We start from the raw sequence: 24,650 nt of genomic DNA, 5'->3' as shown, positions 1-24,650 counted from the left end.
TGTATTTTAATCTATATAATTATCATAAAAGTTATGCTTTTGCTTGCCGCTGAATTGCCGTAATGACAGATCTATTATCATCAATTATTTCATTAATTATCGTTCTCAATGCTCCAGTCGTTTTGCTATAACTTCCAATATACCCTGATTGAATTAACCCTAAAAAAGGGCCTTGCCTTAAATATTGCCCTTTTAGTTGATTGTAACTAATTCTTACTCCTTTTCTGGGACCTCTTGCTCTTGAACTATCTACAATTTTTTCATAATGGTCTAGTGGAAGAATAATAGATCCATTTTTTAATGCGGCATCACGTTTTACAAATTTAAGGTAAAATGCACTTTTATTAAGACGATATTCATTAGTATCAGGTCCTAAACATTGATTAAAAAGTCGCATTCGAGTAAGTTCATCCCTCATTTTTTCATTAGGATAATAAATCCAATCTCTTTGTGTTGAATTCTCATTTTGTTCTAACATTTTATATTGCACCATGACCGTGTTTTTTTGAGTTAAATTAATATAAATTAAATCAACACCTAATGCTTGTTCCAAAGTTGTTCTATTTGCGGTGTAAATTTCTAGATACTCACCATTTTTTTCAAATAATGCTTTACCTGTTAGTGAATTTATTTCTAAAGAATACTTCGATAATAAGGAGTAAACATCTTTAGTAATGGCATTATCTTCAATAAATCTAGTAGGTTTCAAAAGTTTTAATTCAGGATCTCCGAAGTTTTCTGATATTAAATCGCTTTTATCCTTTAATCTAAGCAATCCTGTAGATTTATCTTCCATCAAAGTGATATCTAAAGCAAATTCATTGTTATTAATACCAAATGCTCTTAATGCTGTTTGAATTGCATCCTCTTGCAAGGCTGAATTATTACTGTATTTTGTTGGAGTATTGAGAGATTCAGATATATATTGTAAAGAATTATGATTACTAGTAAAACTACTCAACAACTCTATTAATTTCACGCTAAGATTTGGTTTTACATAAGTGACTTGTTTCTTTATTGATAATATTTCACTCAAAGCCAAATCGTAATTCTCATATAACAGATCTTTTAAGCTACTAAATAATTTTTTGCCATTTTTATACTTAATTCTACTTTCAAACGTTGAAATTGCAGCATTTGAACTCAGTACACCTATATTTAATTGGGTTTTGCATGATTCAAGTGGTTGGTATAAAATAAAACAAACTAATGGCGGTGATATTTTTTGAGTTAAATCATGAGGGTAAGTTTTGGTAAACTCATTAAGGCCATGTTTAGATAATGATGCCCTTTCAACCATCTCGGAATCAAACTGAAGAATTATACAACCTTTCCTTTCAACAAAAGAAATTAATCTAAAAAACCATGTATCATCCATTGTGCTTCACCATGTTTATAATTTCTTCTATAATATAAAAAACTAATTCCTAATTAATTCTAAAAAAGGATCTAACTTCTGCTAGAATTTAATAAAATAATAATATAAATTTGTAAAAAAATAAGCAATACTAAATTAGATAATTAAAAAAGCCAGTGATATAACTAATATCACTGGCTTTTACATACACTAATTATAATTAACAACTAAAAAAATCTTTACTCCCACTCTATAGTCGCAGGTGGTTTTCCGCTTATGTCGTATACAACTCGTGATATGCCATTTACTTCATTGATAATGCGGTTCGATACCCTTCCTAAAAAGTCGTATGGAAGATGAGCCCAGTGGGCGGTCATGAAGTCGATTGTTTCAACAGCACGCAGTGAGACAACCCAATCATATCTGCGTCCATCGCCCATGACACCAACCGAGCGTACTGGTAAAAATACGGTAAATGCTTGGCTAACTTTGTGATATAAATCGGCTTTGTAAAGTTCTTCGATAAAAATCGCATCGGCTTGTCTTAATAAATCACAATACTCTTTTTTTACCTCACCCAATACCCGAACACCTAAACCCGGTCCCGGGAATGGATGGCGATAAAGCATATCGTAAGGTAAACCGAGCTCCAGACCGACTTTACGTACCTCGTCTTTGAATAATTCACGTAATGGTTCAACTAAGCCCATTTTCATATCTTCAGGTAAACCACCCACATTATGGTGAGATTTGATGACATGAGCTTTACCTGTGTCAGCAGCAGCGGATTCAATAACATCAGGATAGATGGTTCCTTGAGCAAGCCATTTGACATCTTTTAATTTTGCTGCTTCTTCATCAAAAACGGCAATAAATTCACGACCAATAATTTTACGTTTAGCTTCTGGATCGGTTTCGCCTTTTAATGCAGCCATAAAACGGTTTTCTGCATTAACAGCAATAATATTTAAACCAAATTTATCACCAAACATCTCCATTACTTGCTTTGCTTCATTTAAACGCAGTAAACCATGATCAACAAAGACACAAGTTAACTGATCCCCAATAGCTTGATGTAATAATAATGCGGTAACAGATGAATCAACGCCACCAGAAAGACCTAATAATACTTTATCTTTGCCAACTTTTTCTTTAATACGAGCAACTGCATCCGTGATAATAGAGGAAGGTGTCCATAATTTTTCACATTGGCAAATATCAATTACAAAACGTTGCAATAACTCTAATCCCTTAACAGTATGCGTTACCTCTGGATGAAACTGCACGCCATAAAACTGTTTTTCATCGTTAGCCATAATGGCAAATGGACATGTTTCTGTTTGCCCAATTAAAGTAAACGTATCGGGTAATGAAGTAACTTTATCGCCATGACTCATCCAAACATCAAGTTGCTCAAACCCCGCATCACTTGTGCTATCTAAAATACCTTCGGTTAATTTGGATTTTGCAACAATATCAACTTTAGCATAACCAAACTCACGTTGATTAGATGCAGTAACTTGTCCGCCCTGACCTACTTGGATTGCCATAGTTTGCATACCGTAGCAGATACCTAACACAGGCACGCCAGCGTTAAATACATATTCAGGCGCTCTTGGGCTATTTTGTTCGGTGGTACTTTCAGGGCCACCTGATAAAATGATGCCTTTAGGATTAAATTGTTTAATTTTTTCTTCCGAAACATCCCATGGCCAAAGTTCACAATACACACCGATTTCACGAACTCTTCGAGCAATTAATTGCGTTACTTGTGAACCAAAATCCAAAATCAATATACGCTGTTGGTGGATGTCTTTATTCATCAATTTCAATTCCTAAAATATAAGCCAATATAAAAATTGCTTGGTATTGTATCATCTAATCATTATGCTTAAATAGCGTATCAGTATTTTTTATGTAATAAATATTCATAAAAAATATATTTAGCAAATTAGGGAAATAAAACTTGCAATTAAGGTGAAACATGGCTGAGGGATTTGCAGGCTTACTCACTGATCAATATTTAAAATAAAATATCTGAATAATTGAAATATATATACAGTAAATATAATTTCATTAGATATATATTAATTAGGATGTTAGTTTATTGTTTGCTTTTTATTTGAAACAACAATTACCATTTTGTTAAATCCTAATATTATTTCGATACCTTCTGGTATAGTATTGACAAGATCATGTTCAAAACATGCATCATTCTATAAATAAGTATCTTTAATTATGAGTGTTTCAGTTCCTACCAATTCCCCCAGTATTATTATATTTTTCAAATTGGTATTTACTTATATCTACGTGACTAGATTTTATAAAATTAATCCAAACATTGGCGACGCTATAAATCATAGCCAGCTGTCAAAATTTATCCTAATTATGATAAGTTACTCATGCAATTTGCTTTGAGTTAAGATATAAAAACTTGCATGAGACTTTGAGTTACTGTAGCAAGCAGTATTGTTATTACCATTATATTTTGTCACACTCAACAGAATCCATAAGCACTTTTGTGCAATATAAGTAAAAGGTTAAATCAACAAAATTAAAACTGTTATTATTTCTTGAGTAATACGTCTTACCAATTCAGAACAAACAATGCCCGCACCAATAATAATATTAATTTTTTTGGATATGTGATTCGAAATTCTTTGCTTATATACCCTAACATTGAACTGTTTTAATAACAGGTTTTGCTTTTGACTTGTGATAACCAAAAAAACAAAGATTATTTTTCAATACTTTTTTACATATTGATTTCATGAGTAAAACTTCATTTAATCCAAATGGGCAAAAAAAAGATAAAAGCCATAGCCTTTTCGTTTCATCCTTTTCGTTGCATTGGACAAAATTGAGATAACTTTTCATTTTATTTAAATATTGCCATTCTTCTTCCTTATTCAAATAAGCCCAATTGAGGTACCCTAATGGTCTATTATTTTTAATCAATAAAATAAAGTTTTTAGACTTGATGATAGGAAGTAATGCTTCTAATGCTGAACTTATCGCCGCATTTCGATAATTAGGATTTCTATTCCATAACCACATGGTATAGCCTAATACTTCGGATTCATTCCACGCAGTATCTTGATAAATATTTGGTGCAATGATTTGGATTAAGTTTTGATTAGAACTGTTCATTTCGTTTTACCTCTAATAACATTAATTTAAAACCAATTTATTAAAAGATAAGAGTTATTTTTATGTAGTAAATTAGAATTACTGACATAAACATTACTTGTTTAGTCATTTAAAAATGAATGAAATGAGCAAATACAAAAAATAACTATTTAATTAGATCACTGAAAATAGAATTAGCTTAAAACTAAAAATAAATTAAACTAAATAAATTATTCTTAAATGTAATGAATTTAAACGCAATAACAGCTATAAACAATATATAACAAACATTATTTTTAACTATTTTTGTTTTTATAAAGGACAAAACGTTATAGATTGGTTGAAATGAGAGGTTATTGAATAACCTCTCACAAATTGAAACATCAATATAAACTATTTACCAGCATTTTGCTCTTGCGCTGATTGAATAGCTGTTAATGCAATAGTATAAACGATATCGTCAACTAATGCACCACGAGACAAGTCATTAACAGGTTTACGCATACCTTGTAACATTGGACCAATTGATACAAGATCAGCAGAACGTTGTACTGCTTTATATGTGGTATTACCAGTATTTAAATCAGGGAAGATAAACACGGTTGCTCTACCCGCTACTTGTGAATTTGGTGCTTTAGATTTAGCCACATCAGGCATAACCGCTGCATCATATTGTAATGGACCATCAATCATTAGATCTGGGCGTTTTTCTTGAGCAATACGAGTCGCTTCTTTCACTTTTTCAACATCAGCACCTTGACCAGAACTACCTGTTGAATATGAGATCATCGCAACACGTGGTTCAATACCAAAGGCAATTGCTGTATCGGCTGATTGAATAGCAATTTCTGCAAGTTCTTGTGCGTTCGGATCTGGATTGATTGCACAGTCACCATAGATATAAACTTGGTCTGGCATTAACATAAAGAAGACAGACGAAACAAGTGAACTACCTGGAGCAGTTTTAATTAATTGTAGCGGTGGGCGAATGGTATTCGCAGTGGTATGGACTGCACCTGATACTAAACCATCAACCTCATTAGCTTCAAGCATCATTGTACCAAGTACAACATTGTCAGCTAATTGCTCACGTGCAATAACTTCAGTCATACCTTTATTTTTACGTAATTCAACTAAGCGCGGTACATATTTTTCCCGGATATTTTCTGGATCAACAATTTCAACGCCAGCACCTAATGTAACGCCTTGAGACGCTGCTACTTTGCGAACTTCATCAGGATTACCAATAAGTACACATTTTGCAATATTACGCTCTGCACAAATTGCTGCAGCTTTAATTGTTCTTGGTTCATCACCTTCCGGTAAAACTACCACTTTTTTCGCATTACGTGCAAGCTCCGTTAGCTGATAACGGAAAGCAGGAGGTGATAAACGACGAGTTGAATTCACCACTTCATTTAATGATTTGATCCAATTTGCATCAATATGGTCAGCAACAAAGTTTTGTGTATTATCCATACGTTCTTTGTCATCAACCGGAATTTCTAAATTGAATTGTTGTAAATTAATTGAAGTTTGGAATGTATTTGTTTTAACAGTAAATACAGGTAAGCCTGTATCAAAGGCTGGTTGGCATAATTTATAGATTTTTTCATCAATTTCATAACCGCCAGTTAACAATACACCACCAATTGCTACACCATTCATAGCAGCTAAACTGATTGTTACTAATACATCAGAACGGTCAGCCGAAGTCACAAGTAATGCATTTGGTTGCAAATGACTAATGATATTTTGCACGCTGCGCGAGCAGAATGAGATATGTTTAATACGACGGCTTTGAATTGAACCTTCATTAATGATTTTGGCATCAAAATGTTTAGCGATATCAATTGCACGGCAAGCACTTAAATCAATATTCCAAGGAATACAACCAAGAACAGGAATTGGGCTATGACGATTTAAATCTTCAATTGTGATTTTTTCACCATCAAATTTATGAGTATGGTAAATTTCTGCAACATCTGGACGAGCAAGAGATTGCTCTTCTACAGGTGCATTTACTTTATTAACAATGACACCCACGATTTTTTCATTTTTAACGCCACCAAAATTAGAACGGGCAATTTCAATGCGATCTTTTAATTGTTCTGGTGTGTCTTTACCCATATTAACAACAAAGACTATTTCAGCGCCAAGCGTTTTAGCGATGTTATTATTTAATTCATTGGCAAACGGATAATCAGCAGTTGGAACAATACCTTCAACTAATACAACATCAGCACCTTTAGTATTTTCAGCATAAAGGGCAACAATTTCTTCCATTAATACATCTTGTTGATTTAAACCTAATAGGTTCTCAACATGGCTCATTTTAAGTGGTTTTAAAACGGGAATTGTTGTGTTATTACTAACTAAAGTCGTGGTATTGTCAGGAGCATCCCCCCCCTCTCTTGGCTGCGCAACTGGTTTAAAAACGTTTAAGTTAATACCTTGACGCTCCATAGCTCGAATAACACCAAGACTCACACCTGTTAACCCTACATTGGTTCCGGTTGGAATTAGCATAATAGTACGAGACATAATTATTTTCCTCTTAATTCTTTTATGTAAAAACAAACCGCCATTTCGGCGGTTTTAATCGTTTATTAAGCAGTTAGACGCGCAGCATCCTGAGCAATAACAAGTTCTTCATTGGTTGGAATCACCATTGCAACGGCAGAACCGTCTTTAGTAATTGTACCACCTTTGCCAAAACGTGCAGCAAGGTTACGTTCTTGATCAAGTTCAAAACCTAGAATACTTAATTTTTGTAATGCCATACGACGAACTTCTTCAGAATTTTCACCAATACCACCAGTAAATACGATTGCATCTAAACGACCGTCTAAAAGCATTGCATAACCACCAATGTATTTAACTAAACGGTGAACAAAGACATCTAAAGCATTTGTTGCATTTTCATCTTTGCCATAGTTGTCAGTTACATAACGGCAATCGCTACTTACACCTGTTAAACCTAATAAACCAGATTTTTTATTTAAAAGATTATTAATATCAGCAACTGACATATTTAAGTTATCGTGTAAGAAGAACATGATAGCAGGATCGATATCACCACTACGTGTACCCATTACTAAACCTTCAAGTGGAGTTAAGCCCATTGAAGTCTCAACGCATTTACCGTTTTTAACAGCAGTAATTGATGCACCATTACCTAAATGACAAGTGATTACATTTGTTTCTTCTACTGGTTTATTCAATAATCTTGCAGCTTCACGGCTAACATAATAGTGACTAGTACCGTGTGCACCATAACGACGAATACCGTGTTTTGTATAAAGTTCGTTAGGAATAGCATACAAATAAGCTTCTTTCGGCATAGTTGTATGGAATGCAGTATCAAATACGGCAACATTTTTAGTTTTTAGATGAGGGAACTCTGCAAAAGCTTCACGAATACCGATTAAATGCGCAGGATTATGTAAAGGTGCAAATGCTGCAGCTTCTTCAATACCTTTTAATACTGAATCATCGATTACGACAGATTGAGTATATTTTTCACCACCGTGAACGATACGGTGTCCAATAGATTTAATACTATCTAATAATTCTGGTTTTTGAGGGAAGATGCTATTAACAATAAATCTGATTGCTTCACTATGAGCAGCGCCAGCACCTAAAGAAGCTTCGTTCTTAACACCATCAAGTTTCCACTTAATACGTGCATCAGGAAGATTAAAACATTCAGCTAACCCAGATAAAAACTCATCACCATTTTCAGGGTTAATAATGGCAAATTTTAATGAAGAACTTCCGCAATTAAGAACAAGAGCGTTATTACTTGATGACATAGTAATTCCTATAAATTGAATAAAAAGATATATACCAATCAAAATTGGTAACTCAACACATGATTTTAAAATCGATGTGACTACGTTAAGGTGACTTCTGATATCTTGCTTTTTGAGATAAAATAGAGAGAGTCTCCAATTTGAATGACATTATTTTAAGACAATAAGAAGTGAATGTCGAGGAATCCCAACAAGATGAATTTAGTTAATACATTTAAGGCTGGACAAAGGTATATGAAGCTTTGTCCGACTGATCAGCAATTGATGCATTCATTTCCTGAATTAAAAATCATTAACCACATAAAAACCATAACAAAATATTTGCCACCAATCATTGTCGGCCTGATTGTATGGCAATATTATATGCCTGCGCAGCTTGCAGTAACAATCTTAACTATTTTGTTTGCCTTGAGCTTACCATTACAAGGTATAGTTTGGTTGGGTAGACGTTCGCAATCACCTTTACCCCTTAATTTAGTGGATTGCTATAACCGAATCAAATTACAACTCATCGAGAAGAAGGTATTAGATATTAACGCAAACCCAAATGAAAAATTAACTTTTGAATCATTTATGCAACTTATAAACTTATCTAAAATTCATTTAGGCAATTATTTTGGACAAGATGATGATACATCTAACCAATAATGAAGATTTATTCATGCAAAATTTTTTGGAAAAATTAAAAAATCAAATAAATGCACTTGAACAAGAGATCAATTTAACAGAACAACAATCTTTTCAAGAACATTATTTTGATGAACATTTGTTTAACACAAGCAAAATCGAGTCTAATAACCAGTTCTATCTTGATAAAATAAAACAGACTTATCAAGCATTTTGTGATGCGGTACTCTCTCAAAAATTGACACAAATTGAATTTTTTTCGGAAAAGCTTATTGATCAAATCACCGCCCTTACCCGTGAGCTTGCTACTGGATATTTACGTAAACAGCCAACAGACTATGTTATTCTGGAAACACTTGCAGAAAAACACTCGAGACATTTGGATTATCTAAGGCGATTACAAGATATGAAATATGAATTTGAATTTTCATCAGAGTCAATTGATCATATTAAAGTTGCTACATTAGATAATCGAATCTATCGCTGTGAACAAGCGATAAAAAAAATTGAATTAGAAATGGAAAATGATAGCTTGGATTAAATTATTTACTTACATCTGCTCTTTTTTAATACAACTTATGACATCTGTCTCGATGGAAATCTGGGTACTTAAAAGATTTGTTTCATTACAATAAAATTATAATATTCAATAAAATAGAGCTTGAAATTACATTAAAAATCAATATTTCTTATAAATTTTGAGCTTATTATATCTGTATTATTATCTACCTCGTCTTGCTTTCCACATTTTTTTCTTCTCTTTTTTTATATACTGTCCGATGACAATCACGATTACCAACATAAATCTCATTTAGCGTTAAATCTTATGGAATATCTTAAAAAATAGTCATCTAGTTCATCCCATGGAGAAGGAAGTGTAATAGCCATACCATAGTCGTCATCAAGAATAAGTTCACCCCAAAAAATAAGCTGTTTTTTTGTTAAATTAAGCAGTTCTCCCATTGTAATGCCAGCATATAATTCATTTTTATATTTATTTCTATATTTTCCTTTATAATTTTGATTACACCATAGCTCTTCAATTCGACCATTACTATTTGTAGAAATAGTTATCGTTCCATTATTCAAGGAGTACAAATATTTTAGTTCGTATCCAACTTCATTTGAATTATATGGTTTTTCCCATATTCTTTCTTCAACATCAAAATTTTCATATAATTCGTCTGCATAAAATTCCACATCACGACCAATCTCAATATTACCCAAAGATTTGTAGCTTATTATATCTGCATTAAAATCTATCATTTGGATGAGCCTTTTTAATGAAATTATCCCTTTTTTATCTTATAAGCCCTTCTCTTTTAAATTTCGCTATCAACTCACGTCCTTTTTCAGAAAGTTCTAATTTTTTTAAACTCACCTGAATTATTTTTTTCGAAGACATAAAAAAGTATTTAGAATCGTTCATCAAAAAATCTATATAATCATCAGAATAAGGAACATTAGGATCAAAACCTTCGATTTCGGTTTTAATAATTTTTGTTAAAAACTCATCAAAGGAATTAGCGACAAGCTTTAAATCTAGATTCTGCTCTAAATAACCATTTCTGACTGTCATATCAAAATAAAGATCATTAACTTCATGATCCCAATGATAAACTTTGCCATTTGGATACAAACAAAGTAAATCTCCGAAATTTAAAGATGCTATAGCAATGGACCGTTTAGGGATTCTATTTAAATACATCCAGTTATTAGCAATTACATCTTCCCGATCTCGTTTCTTAGAGAATCCGAACATTACTTCAAGCGGAAGTGATTCACCTTGACAGTCAATGGAATAATCAAACACATCCTCATCAAAAGCAATGACATTATATTTCTTTAAAAATTTAATATAAGAATTATGAGAATCTGTCGTAATTTTTAATTTAGAAATAAGCTTATCAATATTTCTTGGCACAGCATATTTTGATTCAAACATTCGATTTCCTTAAATACCATCCATAAATAAAAACTAATTTACTGCCAACCTAACACTATTTGTTTTATAGTTTTGCTTCATTAAAAGTCAATAATTTATCAAATAATTCTGAATTTTTGTACTGGAATGATATCAAATTATATTAACTTCAATTGTGTACTATTTTATTGGCACATTTTTAGTTATCAATAAAATTACATCTTTCTTATATCAAAAACGAATATTGTTATAATTATTATTTAGTATCATCTTTTTAAGTTACCTTTATAATATTGTTATCGTCAGCGATTATTAAAACGCTATTCCCTTTAAAGTTATTTATAAGGATTATTTAATGAGTAAAATATTTGATGATAATTCACAAACCATCGGTCACACGCCTCTAGTTCGTTTAAAACATTTTGGTAACGGTAATATTTTAGCCAAAGTGGAATCTCGCAATCCTAGTTTTAGTGTTAAATGTCGTATTGCATCAAATATGATTTGGGATGCAGAAAAACGCGGGTTATTAACATCAGATGTTGAATTAATCGAACCTACTAGTGGTAATACAGGTATTGCTCTTGCAGCAGTCGCTGCAGCACGAGGTTATAAACTAACCTTAACCATGCCAGAAAGTATGAGTATAGAACGTCGAAAATTACTTAAAGCTTTAGGTGCTAATCTAATTTTGACTGAAGCTGCAAAAGGCATGAAAGGTGCAATTGAAAAAGCCGAAGAGATTGTTGCAAGTAATCCTCAAAAAAACATCATGCTGCAACAATTTAGTAACCCAGCCAACCCAGAAATTCACGAAAAAACCACTGGACCAGAAATTTGGAACGATACGGATGGCCAAGTAGATATTTTTATCGCTGGTGTAGGTACTGGAGGTACTTTTACAGGTACAGTTCGTTATATTAAAAAGACTCAAAGCAAAAACATAACAGCAGTGGCTGTTGAACCGGCTACATCTCCAGTTATTAGCCAAGCCCTAGCAGGTGAGCCAATTAAACCAGGACCACACAAAATTCAAGGTATTGGCGCTGGGTTTATTCCAGGAAATTTAGACTTAAGCTTGATTGATATAGTTGAAAAAGTGACAAATGAACAATCCATTGAAACTGCGCGAGAATTAATGGAAAAAGAGGGTATATTAGCAGGTATATCATCTGGTGCAGCCGTTTATGCAGCTGATCGTTTAGCAAAATTACCCGAAAATGCGAATAAAACCATTGTGGTAATCTTACCTTCATCAGGTGAACGTTACCTTAGTACGGATTTGTTTAGTGGTATTTTTACTGAAAAAGAACTTGGTTAAACCAAACCTCGAAACAAAAAGCGCGACTGAGTTTGAGTCGCGCTTTTTTTACCTTTTTACTTCTGAAAAACGTAATTATTCATCTTGAATAATACCAAAATGCCGATAAGCATGTGGTGTCGCAATTCGACCTCTAGGCGTTCTTTGAATATAACCTTGTTGAATCAAAAACGGTTCGAGTACATCTTCGATTGTTTCACGTTCCTCACCTATGGCAGCTGCAATGTTATCAAGTCCTACAGGCCCACCCATAAACTTTTCAATAATGGTGAGTAATAGTTTACGGTCCATATAATCAAAACCTTCGTTATCCACATCTAACATATCGAGTGCTTGGGCAGCAATTTTTTGATCAATCACACCTTTTGATTTTACATCAGCATAATCACGCACGCGACGCAATAAACGATTAGCAATTCGAGGCGTTCCACGTGAACGTTTGGCAATCAAATATGCACCTTCATCAGATAAGTCCATACCTAAAAATTTAGCACTACGACTAACGATATATTCCAAATCCTCAACCCGATAAAACTCAAGGCGTTGCACAATACCAAAACGATCGCGTAATGGCGATGTTAACGAACCTGCTCGTGTTGTTGCGCCAATAAGTGTAAATGGAGGTAAATCGATTTTAATTGAACGTGCTGCAGGACCCTCTCCTATCATAATATCAAGCTGATAGTCTTCCATGGCTGGATATAAAATCTCTTCTACTACAGGTGAAAGACGATGGATTTCATCAATAAATAGTACATCGTTAGGCTCTAAATTGGTTAGCATTGCAGCTAAATCACCAGCCTTTTCTAATACAGGGCCAGAGGTGGTACGTAAATTAACGTTCATTTCGTTAGCAACAATATTAGCTAAGGTTGTTTTACCTAGTCCGGGTGGACCAAAAATCAACACATGATCAAGTGCGTCACTACGTTGCTTGGCAGCTTGAATAAAAATTTTCATCTGTTCACGTACTTGTTCTTGCCCAATATATTCGTCCAAACTTTTAGGACGAATAGCACGATCCAGTGATTCTTCTTCCTTTTTGGCTTGAGGAGCAATCAAGCGATCCGCTTCAATCATAGTAAATCCCTATTTATAATGCTGATTTTAATGCTTCGCGAATAAGCGTTTCACAATCCATATCTGGTAACATAACTTTATTGATAATTCGACTGGCTTCTTGTGGTTTATAACCTAATGCAATGAGTGCCGATACAGCTTCGCTTTCAATTTGGTTGGATGATTTTTTAACGCTGCTGGTTTCGATAACTGTACTCATCGGTGAGAGCTGCTCAGCAAAACGTTTAAGGCGATCTTTCATTTCCACAATCAAACGTTCTGCTGTTTTATTGCCGACACCTGGCAATTTGACTAACGTTTTGATTTCACCCTGCTCAACTGCACTAATAAATTGTTGTGCAGACATTCCAGACAAAATTGCCAACGCTAATTTAGGGCCTACGCCATTGACCTTAATCAGTTCACGAAACAATTCTCGCTCTTGTTCTTGATTAAAGCCATATAATATTTGTGCATCTTCCCGCACCGCAAAATGAGTTAATACAATAACTTCTTGCCCATTGTCAGGAAGTTCATAAAAACAGGTCATCGGCATAAAAACCTCATAGCCGACGCCACCCACTTCAATCAAAACTTTAGGTGGTTGCTTTTCAATAATGGTTCCACGTAGACGACCTATCACAATTTATCCTTAATAATTTACTGTTGGTTGAAATAATTGACGGCTCTTGTAAATAACATATTCATTATTTAATCATTAATTTTTATTTGACGATCAAGAGTAACAATTAATTTGAAAGTAAGTGGTCGTTAGTTTACCTGATAGAAAAAAATTAATAAAGAAAAACTGTATAAATAGACAGGCAATAGCTGAAAGAAATTTGCCGATTACTAATTAATAATCGGCAAAAAATTAGATTAAATTAATATAATAATATCAATTAAAACGGCATTTTAAAGCCTGGTGGTAACTGCATACCGCCAGTTACTTGTGCCATTCGCTCTTTTTGTGCGTCATCTAAACGACGAGTCGCATCATTGTATGCAGCAGCAATCAGATCTTCCAACATCTCTTTATCATCTTCAGTAACTAAAGAGGGATCAATTTCAACACGTTTACAGTTATGTGAACCATTTATTGTTACTTTAACTAAACCAGCGCCTGATTCACCTGTCACCTCTAATTTGGCAATCTCTTCTTGTGCTTGTTGCATTTTTGCTTGCATTTGTTGAGCTTGCTTCATTAAATTGCCCAAACCACCTTTTCCACCTGAAAACATATTTATTCCTCATTAAAAAATTTAGCCCATAATTATACAGGACGAATGCTCGCCTCATCAATCTTCGCTTCAAAATATTGACAAATCATCGATACTTTTGGATCTTCATTTATGGTCAGCTTAGCTTGTGCAAGCTTTTGTTGATAAAGATCTTCACGCATCTCTAAAGGCGTTTTACTATCCTTATTATCATCAAGAATGATCTTAACATTTAATGCTCGTTGACGATGATTAGCTATCGCTTTTTGAACTTTAGCCACATTACTTGATGAGTTGATCAGATGTTTTACCGCAGATCGCATATGTAAAATGATATTATTTTCATCTGTTTGTTCAATGAACGAATTACTGACAATTTGTTTGATAAGTGGCGATAAATCCAATTGTTCTATTTCAGAACACCACGCATCTTTCTGTGCCATTTCCTCAACTAATTTTTTTGTCATTTCAGGTGTTTTATCACCGTTGAGCGATTCCCGAAAAGTTTTAGTGTCAATAATTAAATCATCTTTAGTCTCAACATAACCACAAGCTTGCCACTGATAATTTTCAGCCGTAATGACTTCTTCTGTCTCGTTGTCACTCTCATCTTCGTCATTATTTTTAAAATCGATTTGATTATTATCAGCAAGTTGAGTGATATTTTTAGCATAAGGTAATTGTGAATGAATTACCTCTGATTTTGGCTCTAAAGGCTCAACTTTTGGTTTAGACTTTTTTGCTTTTTGTTCTCCTTTGATTAACTGCATCCGCATTTCTAATATATTTTTTGTAACAGAGGATACATCATCAGGAATAGATGAATCTTGAACACTTGATTGAGCAATTGGTACAGATTGAGAGTCAACGGGTATGTTGCTATTTTGATTTGAAATTAAGTTAGATTCGGGATTGCTCTTTTTTTTTGATAAAAACTGAGTTGATTGTGTGTGTGACTTAGTTTCAGCAACAGTTGATGACTCAACCTGTGAGTTAATACTTGGTTTAGATGATACAGTTTTATCATTATTTTTAGGCATGAAAGCTAAAGCACGTAAAAAACTCATTTCAGTACCAATTTTTTTATCTGGAGCATACGCCAAATCTTTTCTACCCATCAATAGGATTTGATAATATAGCTGCACATCATTTGGCGCCATATATTTTGCTAGAAAACGAATTCGTTCTTCTTGATCGGTATAATCGCCTAATGCGGTTGGTACAACTTGCAACAGAGCAATTTGATGTAAAAGTGCAATACTTTCTGCTAATAAATTATCCCAATCTGCACCTTGTGCTGCTGCCATATCAATTTGCTGCATTAAGGCATTACCCTCATTATAGTACAGTGCTTCGATCAGTGAAAAAGGGATAGATTTATCAAGAGTACCTAACATCAACGTCACTGATGCTGTATCAACTTCGCCATTACCAAGTGCGATGGCTTGGTCAGTTAAACTTAATGCATCACGCATACTTCCATTAGCCGCTTTAGCCAATAACGATATCGCTTTGGGATCGTTTTTAATCTGCTCCAATTTTAAAATATGAGTAAGTTGCTCACCAATGAGCGACGTATCAAGTACATTTAAATGTAAATGCAAGCAGCGCGACAATATAGTAATAGGTAATTTTTGAGGATCAGTCGTAGCTAACAAAAATTTGACGTGTTCTGGTGGCTCTTCTAATGTTTTGAGTAGGGCGTTAAAGCTACTGCGTGATAACATATGCACTTCGTCAATTAGATAGACTTTAAAACGACCTTTGGTAGGAAGATATTGAATATTATCCAAGATCTCCCTAGTATCTTCTACTTTAGTACGAGAAGCTGCATCAATTTCAAGCAGATCTACAAAGCGTCCTAACTCAATATCACGGCAATTATCACATTCACCGCAAGGTGTGGCGGTTATACCTGTTTCGCAGTTTAAACCTTTTGCTAATAGACGAGCAATAGATGTCTTCCCAACTCCTCGAGTACCCGAAAACAGATAAGCATGATGAACTCGTCCTAAAGATAGCGCGTTAGATAAAATTTTTAAAACATGCTGTTGACCTACCACTTCAGAAAATGATTTAGGCCGCCATTTACGTGCTAGAACTTGATAACTCATAATCACCATTGCTTATTACTAATGAAATTGGTTTTTATCATAGCATAAAGTCCTAAGTTAGTCTGCAACAAGACAATAACCGACCTAATATTAGACAGCCTCTTTTTACATAAACGTATGCTTAACCTGAAACTTTTTTACAAAATTTAATTTTGATTTAAATAAGCCCAAGCATATTGCGCATAGAATTCAGCGCCTAATGCCATACCATCTTCATCCACATTAAAACAACCATGATGATGTGGCCATTGAGTATCTTTATCAGGATTACCCGAACCAACTAAAGCAAAAGCACCGGGGATATTTTCTGTATAATAGCTAAAATCCTCACCACCTGTTGTTGGTGCTTCAAAGTATAGTGCCTCTTCACCAAATGATTCGACAATTACTTTTTGTGCTAGTAATGCGCTTTCTTTATCATTAATTACAGGCAAAGTGCCATAAATATATTCTACTTCGGCTGTTGCCCTGTACATTGCAGCAACTTGATTAGCATAACGTCGGATTGCCGATTCAATTTTGTCACGCACGGCAACGTTAAAACAACGTACTGTTCCATCTAATACTGCATTTTCGGCAATAACATTAAAGCGAGTACCAACATCCATACGACCAATTGTCACAACAGCAGGATCAAGTGGTGACACTTCGCGCGACACAATGGATTGGACATTCATAACAAATGCGGAAGCAACCATTACCGCATCAACGGTATCATGTGGCATAGAACCATGACCACCTCTTCCTTTGAAACGCACAGTCAACAAATCAGCAGAAGCAAAACTCGAACCAACCACACAAGATATTTTACCAACTGGCATTTGTGACCAAATATGCATACCAAATGCACTATCTACACCATCAAGCACACCTTGTTTAATCATGCCTTTGGCACCTTGAGCAACCTCTTCAGCGGGTTGAAAAACAAGCCTTACATTACCTTTTAGTTGATCGCGAATCTCATAAAGCGCTTTTGCCGCTGTCAGTAACATAGAAGCATGGGTATCGTGACCACAAGCGTGCATTTTACCGTCAATCGTTGATTTATAATCAATGTGTTCACTCAGTTCTTGTACTGGTAACGCATCAATATCTGCTCTTAATAAAATTCTTTTACCTGGCTTGCCTCCTTGAATTTCAGCAATAATCCCTGTAGGTTCCGTACGACGATAGGCAATTCCTATTTTATCAAGCTCCTGAGCAATTCTATCTGTGGTTCTAAACTCCTCCCACGGTAATTCAGGATGACGATGAAGATCGCGACGAAAAGCGACCATCTCATCAATATTTTGTTGTATCAATTTTTTTATATTTGGATTCGTCATTTCACTACCTTTAATATTTCAATTTGTTCTACTTTTATAATAATAGCTATTGTTGAGCTATCATAAAATAAATACTGTTAATTTCCATTAATTGCTATTGATAATGCTAATAAATGTGATTATCAAATTTTTTTGGATTTTATAATTAATTATTGCACTGCTGATGCAGGGCCTACTATCATATTCACCATTATTCCTGCTAATACAACTGAAACGATAGTCACCGATATAAATCCTCCAATCAACATTGGCGGTAACATATGACTGGTTAGTACTTCTTTCTCTTTTGGATCTTTAGTTAAATTATTAATGACTTCATTAGTGATTATGTAATCGGCAGGAAAACCATACAACGCTGTAAGCGCAATTGAAAAAGCCAATTCTTTACTCACTTTTAATATTTTGCCTACAATAACTGAAAAAATAAACATACCGACAACTGCAGATAAAATAAAGATGACTAGAGGCGTTAGCAAACGCATAAGCATTTCAGGTGTTGCTCGACTCAATGTATCAAAAATAAATAACATTAACCCCATCACAGTTATCCCAAATCCACCTGCTTTTTTTAATGGATGGCGTTCTAAAAAACCAAATGACGCAGCAATCACACCAAATAACAAACATAATACAAATGGACTTACACTAACTATCGGTTTTAAAACTTCTGAAACAAAGTAAGCTAAGAAACCGATGACCGCAATACGTAAAAAAATGAAATACGATGAATTATAGTTAGAGGGAATTTTTGCAAACAAACTTGGCATTGGATTTTCATCAAACGATATTGTTTGTTGTTTATCAATGGTGGATTTGGGGTCATCACTTACATGCCAAGTACCTGCATGATATTGCTTTAAAACTTTTCGCCCTTCGCGCTTTAGCATAATAGAAGTAAGTGGATAACCAATAAATCCTTGCATCACATAAATAATAATGGCAAAAACAGCCAAATCAGGCAATCCTGCGTCTTTTGCCCCATTAGCCATAATAATTGCCGAAACAATACCACCTACTAAAGGAGGAATAGCAACCACTACCGTATTAAAATCGAAGAACAGATACCCAACTATGATAGCAATAATAATAATACCAACAATTCCAGCAAGAGAAATTAAGATAGTTTTCCATTGCAATAATAATTCTTTAACTGATAAAAGAGTACCCATATTAACAATGAGTAAATACATAAACATAACAGCAACGACTGTTGGTACTCCAGCACGTGCCACAATATCGGCAGGAAAGAATGTCCAATATCCTAATAAAAAAAGAACAGCGCAGATAAATACAGACGGAACCCATGCTTTGGTGCGGATCGAAACGATATCGCCAAGATAAAGAATAACCAGTAACAGCACTAATGCCAACATTTGTGGCATGTCATTCATTGGTGACATAAAAACTCCATTTTTACTATTTTTATTTACTATTTTGAAATACTATATTTTTTCGATAACCGTTATTATAGCCATATAATTCATAAGGTTATATATTTTTCATTATAAAATCTTTAATTTCCTCTAAAAATAGATTGCCATATTTTTCCAATTTGATTTTTCCAACCCCAGTAACATTTATCAGCTCTTTTTTACTTGCTGGTGTTGTTTGTACCATTTCTAATAATGTTGCATCGCTAAAAATAATATAAGGTGGTACATCTTCACTATCAGCAATATCTTTGCGTAATCGTTTAAGATTATTGAATAACATACGTTCTTCAAAAGATAACATTGCTGTCATATTTATTGATCGAGCATAACGATTTAGACGGCTTTTCTTAACAATTTCAAGACGAGGTTTGGCTAACGATAAAGGAATTTCACCTCTAAGTATTTTTCTAGCTTCTTGAGTTAATTGTAAGGTTGGCAAGCTTGAAGACGTTGAAATATTTTGAATTAAATAACCTAAGTGAACTAGCTGTCGAATCACACTTAACCAATAATTACTAGATTGACTTTTACCAATACCATAAACGGACAGTTTATCATGACCATTTTCTTTAATTTGAGAACGAGCAGAACCTCGTAAAACATTGACAATGTATTGTGCACCATAACGTTGTTCTACTCGATAAATGCAAGATAAAACTTTTTGTGCATCAACTAAGCCATCGTATTGTTCAGGTGGATAAAGACAGATATCACAATTATTACAAGGCTCCGTTCGTTTTTCGCCAAAATAGTTAAGCAATACAATTCGTCGACAAGTTAAACTTTGAGCAAATGATTCCATAGCCTCAATTTTATGTTGTTCAATCTCTTTATGTACCCCATCTGCTTTTTCGGCGATTTGTTGATAATACCAATTTAAATCATTTTTATTAAACAATAAGATTGCTTCTGCTGGGACGCCATCTCGCCCCGCTCTGCCCGTTTCTTGATAATAGGCTTCGATAGTTCTAGGACAATCAGCGTGCACGACAAATCTTACATTAGGTTTATTAATCCCCATTCCAAATGCAACGGTAGCGACAATGATTTGCACATTATCTTTTAAAAACGCTTCCTGCGCTATTTGACGCTCACTGTAAGTAAGCCCTGCATGATAAGCCATAACAGAAAATCCCCGACTGGCAAGTCGAGTTGTCATATCTTCAACTTTGGAACGGCTAGAACAATAAATTATTCCACTATTTCCTTTTTGCGTTTCAATAAAAGAGACTACTTGTTCTGTTAAGTTAAATTTTTCAACAACGGTATATCGAATATTGGGGCGATCAAAACTACGAACAACAACCAAAGGATCGACCAATTGAAGTTGATGAATGATATCCGTTTGTGTCATCTTATCGGCGGTGGCGGTTAATGCAACAATCGGAACGTTCGGAAATCGAGAGGACAACTGCCCTAATTGTCGATAATCAGGTCTGAAATCATGCCCCCATTGTGATATACAGTGAGCTTCATCAATCGCAATAAGTGAAGGGGGATGGCTTTGAATCATTGATATAAATGAACCTACGGCAAGCCTTTCAGGAGAGATATATAATAATTTTATCGAGTGATTTAAATATTTTTCAACTACCTCTTGCTGTTCTGCCAAGGACTGGGTAGCATTGAGAAGCGCAGCCGGAATACCGTTAGCAAGCAATTGATCAACCTGATCTTTCATTAATGAAATTAATGGGGAAATGATTAACGCAGTGCTTGGCAATAGTACCGCAGGAATTTGATAGCATAACGATTTTCCTCCACCAGTTGGAATAATTGTTAATGTATCTCGTCCATCGATAATTGATTCAATAATTTCTTTTTGTTGATTTCTAAATGATTTATAACCAAATACATTGTGTAAAACATCTTCAATCTGATCTTTTATCGACATATTAACCAAAACAAATAACCCCTTTTATCAATTCAGGGAGTATAGCTAAAATAATTTCAACAAACCACTACCGACTTACATTTATTTGCTGTTTATATAAAGCATAAAATTTTTCGGTTAACAGAAACAATGAGAAAACATTCATCTATCAATCATCTTTAACTTAACAATTAAATACCATTTATTGATTATTTTATCAACGTTATGTTCCGACAGATTAAAAAAACGGCTATTTTTAAATTTTTTACTTGATACAAATCGAATTGCCCGTTAATATTTGCGTGTTTCCGATATACGCCCGTAGCTCAGTTGGTTAGAGCATCACCTTGACATGGTGGGGGTCAGTGGTTCGAGTCCACCCGGGCGTACCATTCTTCTTAAGAATTTATAGCTATTTTGATCTTAAGTCTATTTCCGATAAAATTTTCACTGATTGAATACGGCTATAATAGCAAGCAGTAATATAATAAAATCAATTAAAATTAAAATAACTGTAAACTTTCCTAACTTATAGTAAGCTCTATTATTCGGCTTTTCTCGTTGATTTCTATTAAACTACACCAACAATATTCCTGCTATAAAGACTGGTAACACTATGTATCAAAAAGCGAAAGGAAAGCATCGTCATAATTAAAAAATTAATATAATCATGTGTAAATTATTTTAATAAAAACAAGAAAAATCAAACCAAAACTAATTGTTAAATATGGACAATATCAACATTTGTTATCAATAATCATAGTAAATCACCACTACCTTATCGCATTAAAATCCGGCAAAGATATCAAAATAGCTCTAAGACGAATATTACCAATCTTTTTTTAACCATTTAGCACTGACTATAATTGAATCCGAGTTATTATCTTTGTCAAGATAAACTCCATTTGCCTTAATTTTATTAAGTAAATCTCTTATTTTCTCTGCTAAAAGTAATGTATAATTAAGCGAATCTCTTTTTGTCTCTGCGCGGACTAATGTATTATCAATAATCGTGGATGAATATGTCCATGGTGTAAGTGTAAGTTTAAATTGAATCTGATTAACTGAGTCAATTGTTTTTTTTACTTCATTGGCTAAAGCGATTAGAGAATCTCTACCTCCATTTCGACGTTTTAGCTCTAGCAAATATTTTAGTTCAACTTCGAATTTTCCTATCATTATAATTGTTTTTTCTAGGTTAATTGCGACATCATGAAAAACACATACTCGAATACCATTTTTATAAAAAACAAATTCTTTGATCCACAAAAAGTTGTCATGACGACTGTAAAATGTGGGAAAAGTCTGAAGATTAGAAAAGTCAACTTTATTATTTGGTCTTCTATTATAATAGAATCCATTTTTTAGTGGAGTTTTTATTAATTTTTTTGGGAAGTTATCCTTATTAGATGCACACATGAAAATTCATCCTTAAATTAGCAATATAGTTCTTATTAATAATAACGAGTTTTATCTATAGAATATATTGGTTTATCCCTGTGTGTACAGGGAACACATGATGAATTTGAATGCCCCTCATGTGGAATACGGTTTATCCCTGTGTATACAGGGAACACAGAGGTAGCCATTGAATCAGCGTATTTTATAGCGGTTTATCCCTGTGTGTACAGGGAACACGCTCTCGCGCTTTATTTGCAGCAACAAGAGTACGGTTTATCCCTGTGTGTACAGGGAACACTCTAATTATAACATACTGTTTTATAATTAAAATATTGACTTTTAAATTTCTACCGATTTTTTAAGCTATTTTTTATTAAAATCAATATCTATAACCATATGTTTTTATTAGATTAATTAAAATTAATGTAAATTAAAATTAGATTGCACGAGATTCTACCGATAAATTTATATTTTTCATGTAATTAATAAATGGTAAATAATGAAATATATAATTGCGATTTTTGAATAGCAAAAAATACTATGTAATATTGATGCTTGCCGATTTATCCTTGTGTGCACAGGGGATATAGGATCTAAACCACTATGTATTACGTCAAATATGGTTTATCCCTGCGCGTACAGGGAACATTGATTAGTTGGTAGAACAATTTTTTTGCAATTTTTTATAGGCTTTTGCAAAGCCAGCTAGAGAGAACTCAAAATCTTTAGTTTTTGAAAATTCAGCTCTAACCACTAACTTTTTCCCTTTTTTTATCAAATTATTAATTTCATTAATATCCGAAAATTCATATCCTATCTCTTCTTTAGTCCAATCCATTTCAATGGGAGTTTTTTTGTCCACTCTTAATACGACTTTTGTTGAATTTCCTCTTTCATTTATTTTTGGTAAATCATTTATATCAAATGATAAGAGGCTAACTGAATTACAATTAAATAAAAACGCAGCAGTTTCATTATTCAATTTTGTTTTATCAAGCGTGAAGATTCTAACTGTTTTCTCATCAGTAATAGGGTCTTCATTGATATCAACTATCCAGTTACCGGTTTTTACTGAGTCGCAAAAAACAAAAAAGGGGACAAACAACAAGCAAAACATAATTTTCTTCATACCATTTCCTAAATCTTTACATTTATTTACAATATTATTTTATTTAATAGTTTTTGGCAATAAAAAACCCTCGTTAGAGGGTTGAATTGATTTGATACTTTATGCTAAAAAACAATATTTTTAATAGCTACAACTAATATTATGCCATCGGGTTATTACTATTGAATCTTGCGCATCATTTACTCTTAATAATTTATTGTCTTTTAAGAAAGCCCAATATAATTTTTTTCCTGTGTAACTGCCAAATGAATTTTTAGCATTGACATATAGGCAGACCGAATATCCGGTGATAACCTTTCCATATTCAATTATGAAATCTTTCTGAGGTTTAGAAATGTTAGAATATTTTGCAGAATCAGGATCTTTCAATACGTCCCGAAAATACGATTTTATCTTAGGAAAAAAATTTACTGGTTTGTTACCAAATTTTTCATTCTCGAAGTCAATAGATAAATCAAGAGTACAATTACCCCATTTAAAAACAAGATTACTTATTTTAGTCGTAATCACATACTTTGTTCTATCATTTGCCAGAACATATACTTTCTCTGAGTCCTCTGCAATAGATAAATTATCAGCAAATTCTGTAAACTCTGTAAATTTAGGCGATTTATGCTCCTTGTGTGTTAAATCTTGAGCAACAAATCTATCATTGGTTACCCGAACAGTTGCATTCGCCAAATAGTTTAGATTTTCTTCTGTTTCAATACCCATTGCATATTTACAATTATAGAAATCATCAGCAAATACAAAAAATGGGAATAACAACAAACAATAAATAATCTTTTCCATATCATTTCCTTATTCTTTATGTTTTTTTGCAATGGTATGTTATTTAATAAAGTTTGGCAATGAAAAACCGCCATGCGAGCGGTTTGTAGTAGTTTTGTATTTTATCCCTGTACATACAGGGAACATGTGGA

20 protein-coding genes and 1 tRNA gene are annotated in these 24,650 nt (G+C 33.6%); 4 read left to right on the top strand and 17 right to left on the bottom strand.

Annotation, left to right across the window (positions count from 1 at the left end; translation table 11 throughout):
* Positions 1-31: 31 nt before the first annotated feature.
* The 5 genes from A9G17_RS12555 to A9G17_RS12535 form a co-directional block, all read right to left on the bottom strand.
* The gene (locus tag A9G17_RS12555; RefSeq protein WP_065739011.1) at positions 32-1,378 is read right to left on the bottom strand and encodes a hypothetical protein; all 1,347 of its coding nucleotides are present in this window, start codon (positions 1,376-1,378) and stop codon (positions 32-34) included.
* Positions 1,379-1,596: 218 nt separating this feature from the next.
* Positions 1,597-3,180 (bottom strand): glutamine-hydrolyzing GMP synthase, encoded by a 1,584-nt coding sequence (guaA, locus tag A9G17_RS12550; RefSeq protein WP_065739010.1) that lies wholly within the window; start codon positions 3,178-3,180, stop codon positions 1,597-1,599.
* Positions 3,181-4,030: 850 nt separating this feature from the next.
* Positions 4,031-4,507, bottom strand: a complete 477-nt coding sequence (locus A9G17_RS12545) for a toxin-activating lysine-acyltransferase (protein ID WP_065739009.1) — start codon at positions 4,505-4,507, stop codon at positions 4,031-4,033.
* A 372-nt stretch (positions 4,508-4,879) separates the two neighbouring features.
* The gene (gene pta / locus A9G17_RS12540) at positions 4,880-7,030 is read right to left on the bottom strand and encodes a phosphate acetyltransferase (RefSeq protein WP_065739008.1); all 2,151 of its coding nucleotides are present in this window, start codon (positions 7,028-7,030) and stop codon (positions 4,880-4,882) included.
* 65 nt (positions 7,031-7,095) lie between these two features.
* Positions 7,096-8,301 (bottom strand): acetate kinase, encoded by a 1,206-nt coding sequence (locus A9G17_RS12535; RefSeq protein WP_065739007.1) that lies wholly within the window; start codon positions 8,299-8,301, stop codon positions 7,096-7,098.
* Between the two features lie 195 nt (positions 8,302-8,496).
* On the opposite strand from A9G17_RS12535, the gene yfbV reads away from it, so the two are divergent.
* Together yfbV and priC are read left to right on the top strand one after the other, a co-directional pair.
* Entirely contained in the window at positions 8,497-8,949 is a 453-nt protein-coding gene (gene yfbV, locus A9G17_RS12530; protein ID WP_065739006.1) for a terminus macrodomain insulation protein YfbV, read from the top strand.
* A 13-nt stretch (positions 8,950-8,962) separates the two neighbouring features.
* A complete protein-coding gene (priC, locus tag A9G17_RS12525) occupies positions 8,963-9,469 on the top strand; it encodes a primosomal replication protein PriC (protein ID WP_176714275.1) in 507 nt (168 codons plus the stop codon).
* Between the two features lie 266 nt (positions 9,470-9,735).
* On the opposite strand, the gene A9G17_RS12520 is transcribed toward priC, so the two are convergent.
* Both A9G17_RS12520 and A9G17_RS12515 read right to left on the bottom strand, forming a co-directional pair.
* Complete coding sequence (locus A9G17_RS12520) at positions 9,736-10,194, bottom strand: hypothetical protein (protein WP_065739004.1); 459 nt, start codon at positions 10,192-10,194, stop codon at positions 9,736-9,738.
* Between the two features lie 34 nt (positions 10,195-10,228).
* A complete protein-coding gene (locus tag A9G17_RS12515; protein ID WP_065739003.1) occupies positions 10,229-10,873 on the bottom strand; it encodes an SMI1/KNR4 family protein in 645 nt (214 codons plus the stop codon).
* A 334-nt stretch (positions 10,874-11,207) separates the two neighbouring features.
* Here A9G17_RS12515 and cysK point away from each other — a divergent pair, with 334 nt between their 5' ends.
* Complete coding sequence (gene cysK, locus A9G17_RS12510) at positions 11,208-12,173, top strand: cysteine synthase A (RefSeq protein WP_065739002.1); 966 nt, start codon at positions 11,208-11,210, stop codon at positions 12,171-12,173.
* Between the two features lie 75 nt (positions 12,174-12,248).
* Here cysK and ruvB read toward each other — a convergent pair whose 3' ends face one another.
* From ruvB to recQ, 7 genes are all read right to left on the bottom strand, one after another.
* Complete coding sequence (gene ruvB / locus A9G17_RS12505; protein ID WP_065739001.1) at positions 12,249-13,253, bottom strand: Holliday junction branch migration DNA helicase RuvB; 1,005 nt, start codon at positions 13,251-13,253, stop codon at positions 12,249-12,251.
* A gap of 13 nt (positions 13,254-13,266) precedes the next feature.
* Positions 13,267-13,875 carry a Holliday junction branch migration protein RuvA gene (ruvA, locus tag A9G17_RS12500; RefSeq protein WP_065739000.1) on the bottom strand — a complete coding sequence of 203 codons (609 nt, stop codon included), beginning with the start codon at positions 13,873-13,875 and terminating at the stop codon, positions 13,267-13,269.
* Between the two features lie 259 nt (positions 13,876-14,134).
* On the bottom strand, positions 14,135-14,473 hold the full coding sequence (locus tag A9G17_RS12495) for a YbaB/EbfC family nucleoid-associated protein (protein WP_025315741.1): 339 nt from the start codon (positions 14,471-14,473) through the stop codon (positions 14,135-14,137).
* Positions 14,474-14,505: 32 nt separating this feature from the next.
* Entirely contained in the window at positions 14,506-16,566 is a 2,061-nt protein-coding gene (gene dnaX, locus A9G17_RS12490; protein WP_065738999.1) for a DNA polymerase III subunit gamma/tau, read from the bottom strand.
* Between the two features lie 146 nt (positions 16,567-16,712).
* Positions 16,713-17,891 carry a M20 family metallopeptidase gene (locus A9G17_RS12485; protein ID WP_065738998.1) on the bottom strand — a complete coding sequence of 393 codons (1,179 nt, stop codon included), beginning with the start codon at positions 17,889-17,891 and terminating at the stop codon, positions 16,713-16,715.
* Positions 17,892-18,040: 149 nt separating this feature from the next.
* A complete protein-coding gene (locus tag A9G17_RS12480; RefSeq protein WP_065739175.1) occupies positions 18,041-19,273 on the bottom strand; it encodes a hypothetical protein in 1,233 nt (410 codons plus the stop codon).
* A 106-nt stretch (positions 19,274-19,379) separates the two neighbouring features.
* Positions 19,380-21,218 (bottom strand): DNA helicase RecQ, encoded by a 1,839-nt coding sequence (gene recQ / locus A9G17_RS12475; RefSeq protein WP_065738997.1) that lies wholly within the window; start codon positions 21,216-21,218, stop codon positions 19,380-19,382.
* A 294-nt stretch (positions 21,219-21,512) separates the two neighbouring features.
* On the opposite strand from recQ, the gene A9G17_RS12470 reads away from it, so the two are divergent.
* A tRNA-Val gene (locus A9G17_RS12470) sits at positions 21,513-21,589 on the top strand.
* A 436-nt stretch (positions 21,590-22,025) separates the two neighbouring features.
* Here the strand turns inward: A9G17_RS12470 and A9G17_RS12465 are convergent.
* From A9G17_RS12465 to A9G17_RS12455, 3 genes are all read right to left on the bottom strand, one after another.
* On the bottom strand, positions 22,026-22,616 hold the full coding sequence (locus A9G17_RS12465) for a hypothetical protein (RefSeq protein ID WP_065738996.1): 591 nt from the start codon (positions 22,614-22,616) through the stop codon (positions 22,026-22,028).
* Positions 22,617-23,250: 634 nt separating this feature from the next.
* On the bottom strand, positions 23,251-23,727 hold the full coding sequence (locus A9G17_RS12460; RefSeq protein WP_065738995.1) for an invasion associated locus B family protein: 477 nt from the start codon (positions 23,725-23,727) through the stop codon (positions 23,251-23,253).
* A 120-nt stretch (positions 23,728-23,847) separates the two neighbouring features.
* Positions 23,848-24,519 carry a hypothetical protein gene (locus A9G17_RS12455; protein ID WP_065738994.1) on the bottom strand — a complete coding sequence of 224 codons (672 nt, stop codon included), beginning with the start codon at positions 24,517-24,519 and terminating at the stop codon, positions 23,848-23,850.
* Between the last annotated feature and the right edge of the window lie 131 nt (positions 24,520-24,650).

Origin of the sequence: Gilliamella sp. wkB7, from assembly GCF_001693435.1 — a bacterium.
Classification (GTDB): Bacteria; Pseudomonadota; Gammaproteobacteria; order Enterobacterales; family Orbaceae; genus Gilliamella; species Gilliamella apicola_N.
This window is presented reverse-complemented; position numbering and strand designations above follow the sequence as displayed.

What these genes read in the sequence shown, in the direction of transcription:
- ruvB (WP_065739001.1), bottom strand. Translation starts at nt 13,253, where the DNA reads ATGATTGAAGCGGATCGCTTGATTGCTCCTCAAGCCAAAAAGGAAGAA.
- A9G17_RS12545 (WP_065739009.1), bottom strand. Translation starts at nt 4,507, where the DNA reads ATGAACAGTTCTAATCAAAACTTAATCCAAATCATTGCACCAAATATT.
- dnaX (WP_065738999.1), bottom strand. Translation starts at nt 16,566, where the DNA reads ATGAGTTATCAAGTTCTAGCACGTAAATGGCGGCCTAAATCATTTTCT.
- A9G17_RS12455 (WP_065738994.1), bottom strand. Translation starts at nt 24,519, where the DNA reads ATGGAAAAGATTATTTATTGTTTGTTGTTATTCCCATTTTTTGTATTT.
- A9G17_RS12460 (WP_065738995.1), bottom strand. Translation starts at nt 23,727, where the DNA reads ATGAAGAAAATTATGTTTTGCTTGTTGTTTGTCCCCTTTTTTGTTTTT.
- A9G17_RS12485 (WP_065738998.1), bottom strand. Translation starts at nt 17,891, where the DNA reads ATGACGAATCCAAATATAAAAAAATTGATACAACAAAATATTGATGAG.
- A9G17_RS12465 (WP_065738996.1), bottom strand. Translation starts at nt 22,616, where the DNA reads ATGTGTGCATCTAATAAGGATAACTTCCCAAAAAAATTAATAAAAACT.
- cysK (WP_065739002.1), top strand. Translation starts at nt 11,208, where the DNA reads ATGAGTAAAATATTTGATGATAATTCACAAACCATCGGTCACACGCCT.
- A9G17_RS12480 (WP_065739175.1), bottom strand. Translation starts at nt 19,273, where the DNA reads ATGCCACAAATGTTGGCATTAGTGCTGTTACTGGTTATTCTTTATCTT.
- A9G17_RS12515 (WP_065739003.1), bottom strand. Translation starts at nt 10,873, where the DNA reads ATGTTTGAATCAAAATATGCTGTGCCAAGAAATATTGATAAGCTTATT.
- A9G17_RS12535 (WP_065739007.1), bottom strand. Translation starts at nt 8,301, where the DNA reads ATGTCATCAAGTAATAACGCTCTTGTTCTTAATTGCGGAAGTTCTTCA.
- pta (WP_065739008.1), bottom strand. Translation starts at nt 7,030, where the DNA reads ATGTCTCGTACTATTATGCTAATTCCAACCGGAACCAATGTAGGGTTA.
- priC (WP_176714275.1), top strand. Translation starts at nt 8,963, where the DNA reads ATGCAAAATTTTTTGGAAAAATTAAAAAATCAAATAAATGCACTTGAA.
- guaA (WP_065739010.1), bottom strand. Translation starts at nt 3,180, where the DNA reads ATGAATAAAGACATCCACCAACAGCGTATATTGATTTTGGATTTTGGT.
- A9G17_RS12555 (WP_065739011.1), bottom strand. Translation starts at nt 1,378, where the DNA reads ATGGATGATACATGGTTTTTTAGATTAATTTCTTTTGTTGAAAGGAAA.
- yfbV (WP_065739006.1), top strand. Translation starts at nt 8,497, where the DNA reads ATGAATTTAGTTAATACATTTAAGGCTGGACAAAGGTATATGAAGCTT.
- A9G17_RS12495 (WP_025315741.1), bottom strand. Translation starts at nt 14,473, where the DNA reads ATGTTTTCAGGTGGAAAAGGTGGTTTGGGCAATTTAATGAAGCAAGCT.
- A9G17_RS12520 (WP_065739004.1), bottom strand. Translation starts at nt 10,194, where the DNA reads ATGATAGATTTTAATGCAGATATAATAAGCTACAAATCTTTGGGTAAT.
- recQ (WP_065738997.1), bottom strand. Translation starts at nt 21,218, where the DNA reads ATGTCGATAAAAGATCAGATTGAAGATGTTTTACACAATGTATTTGGT.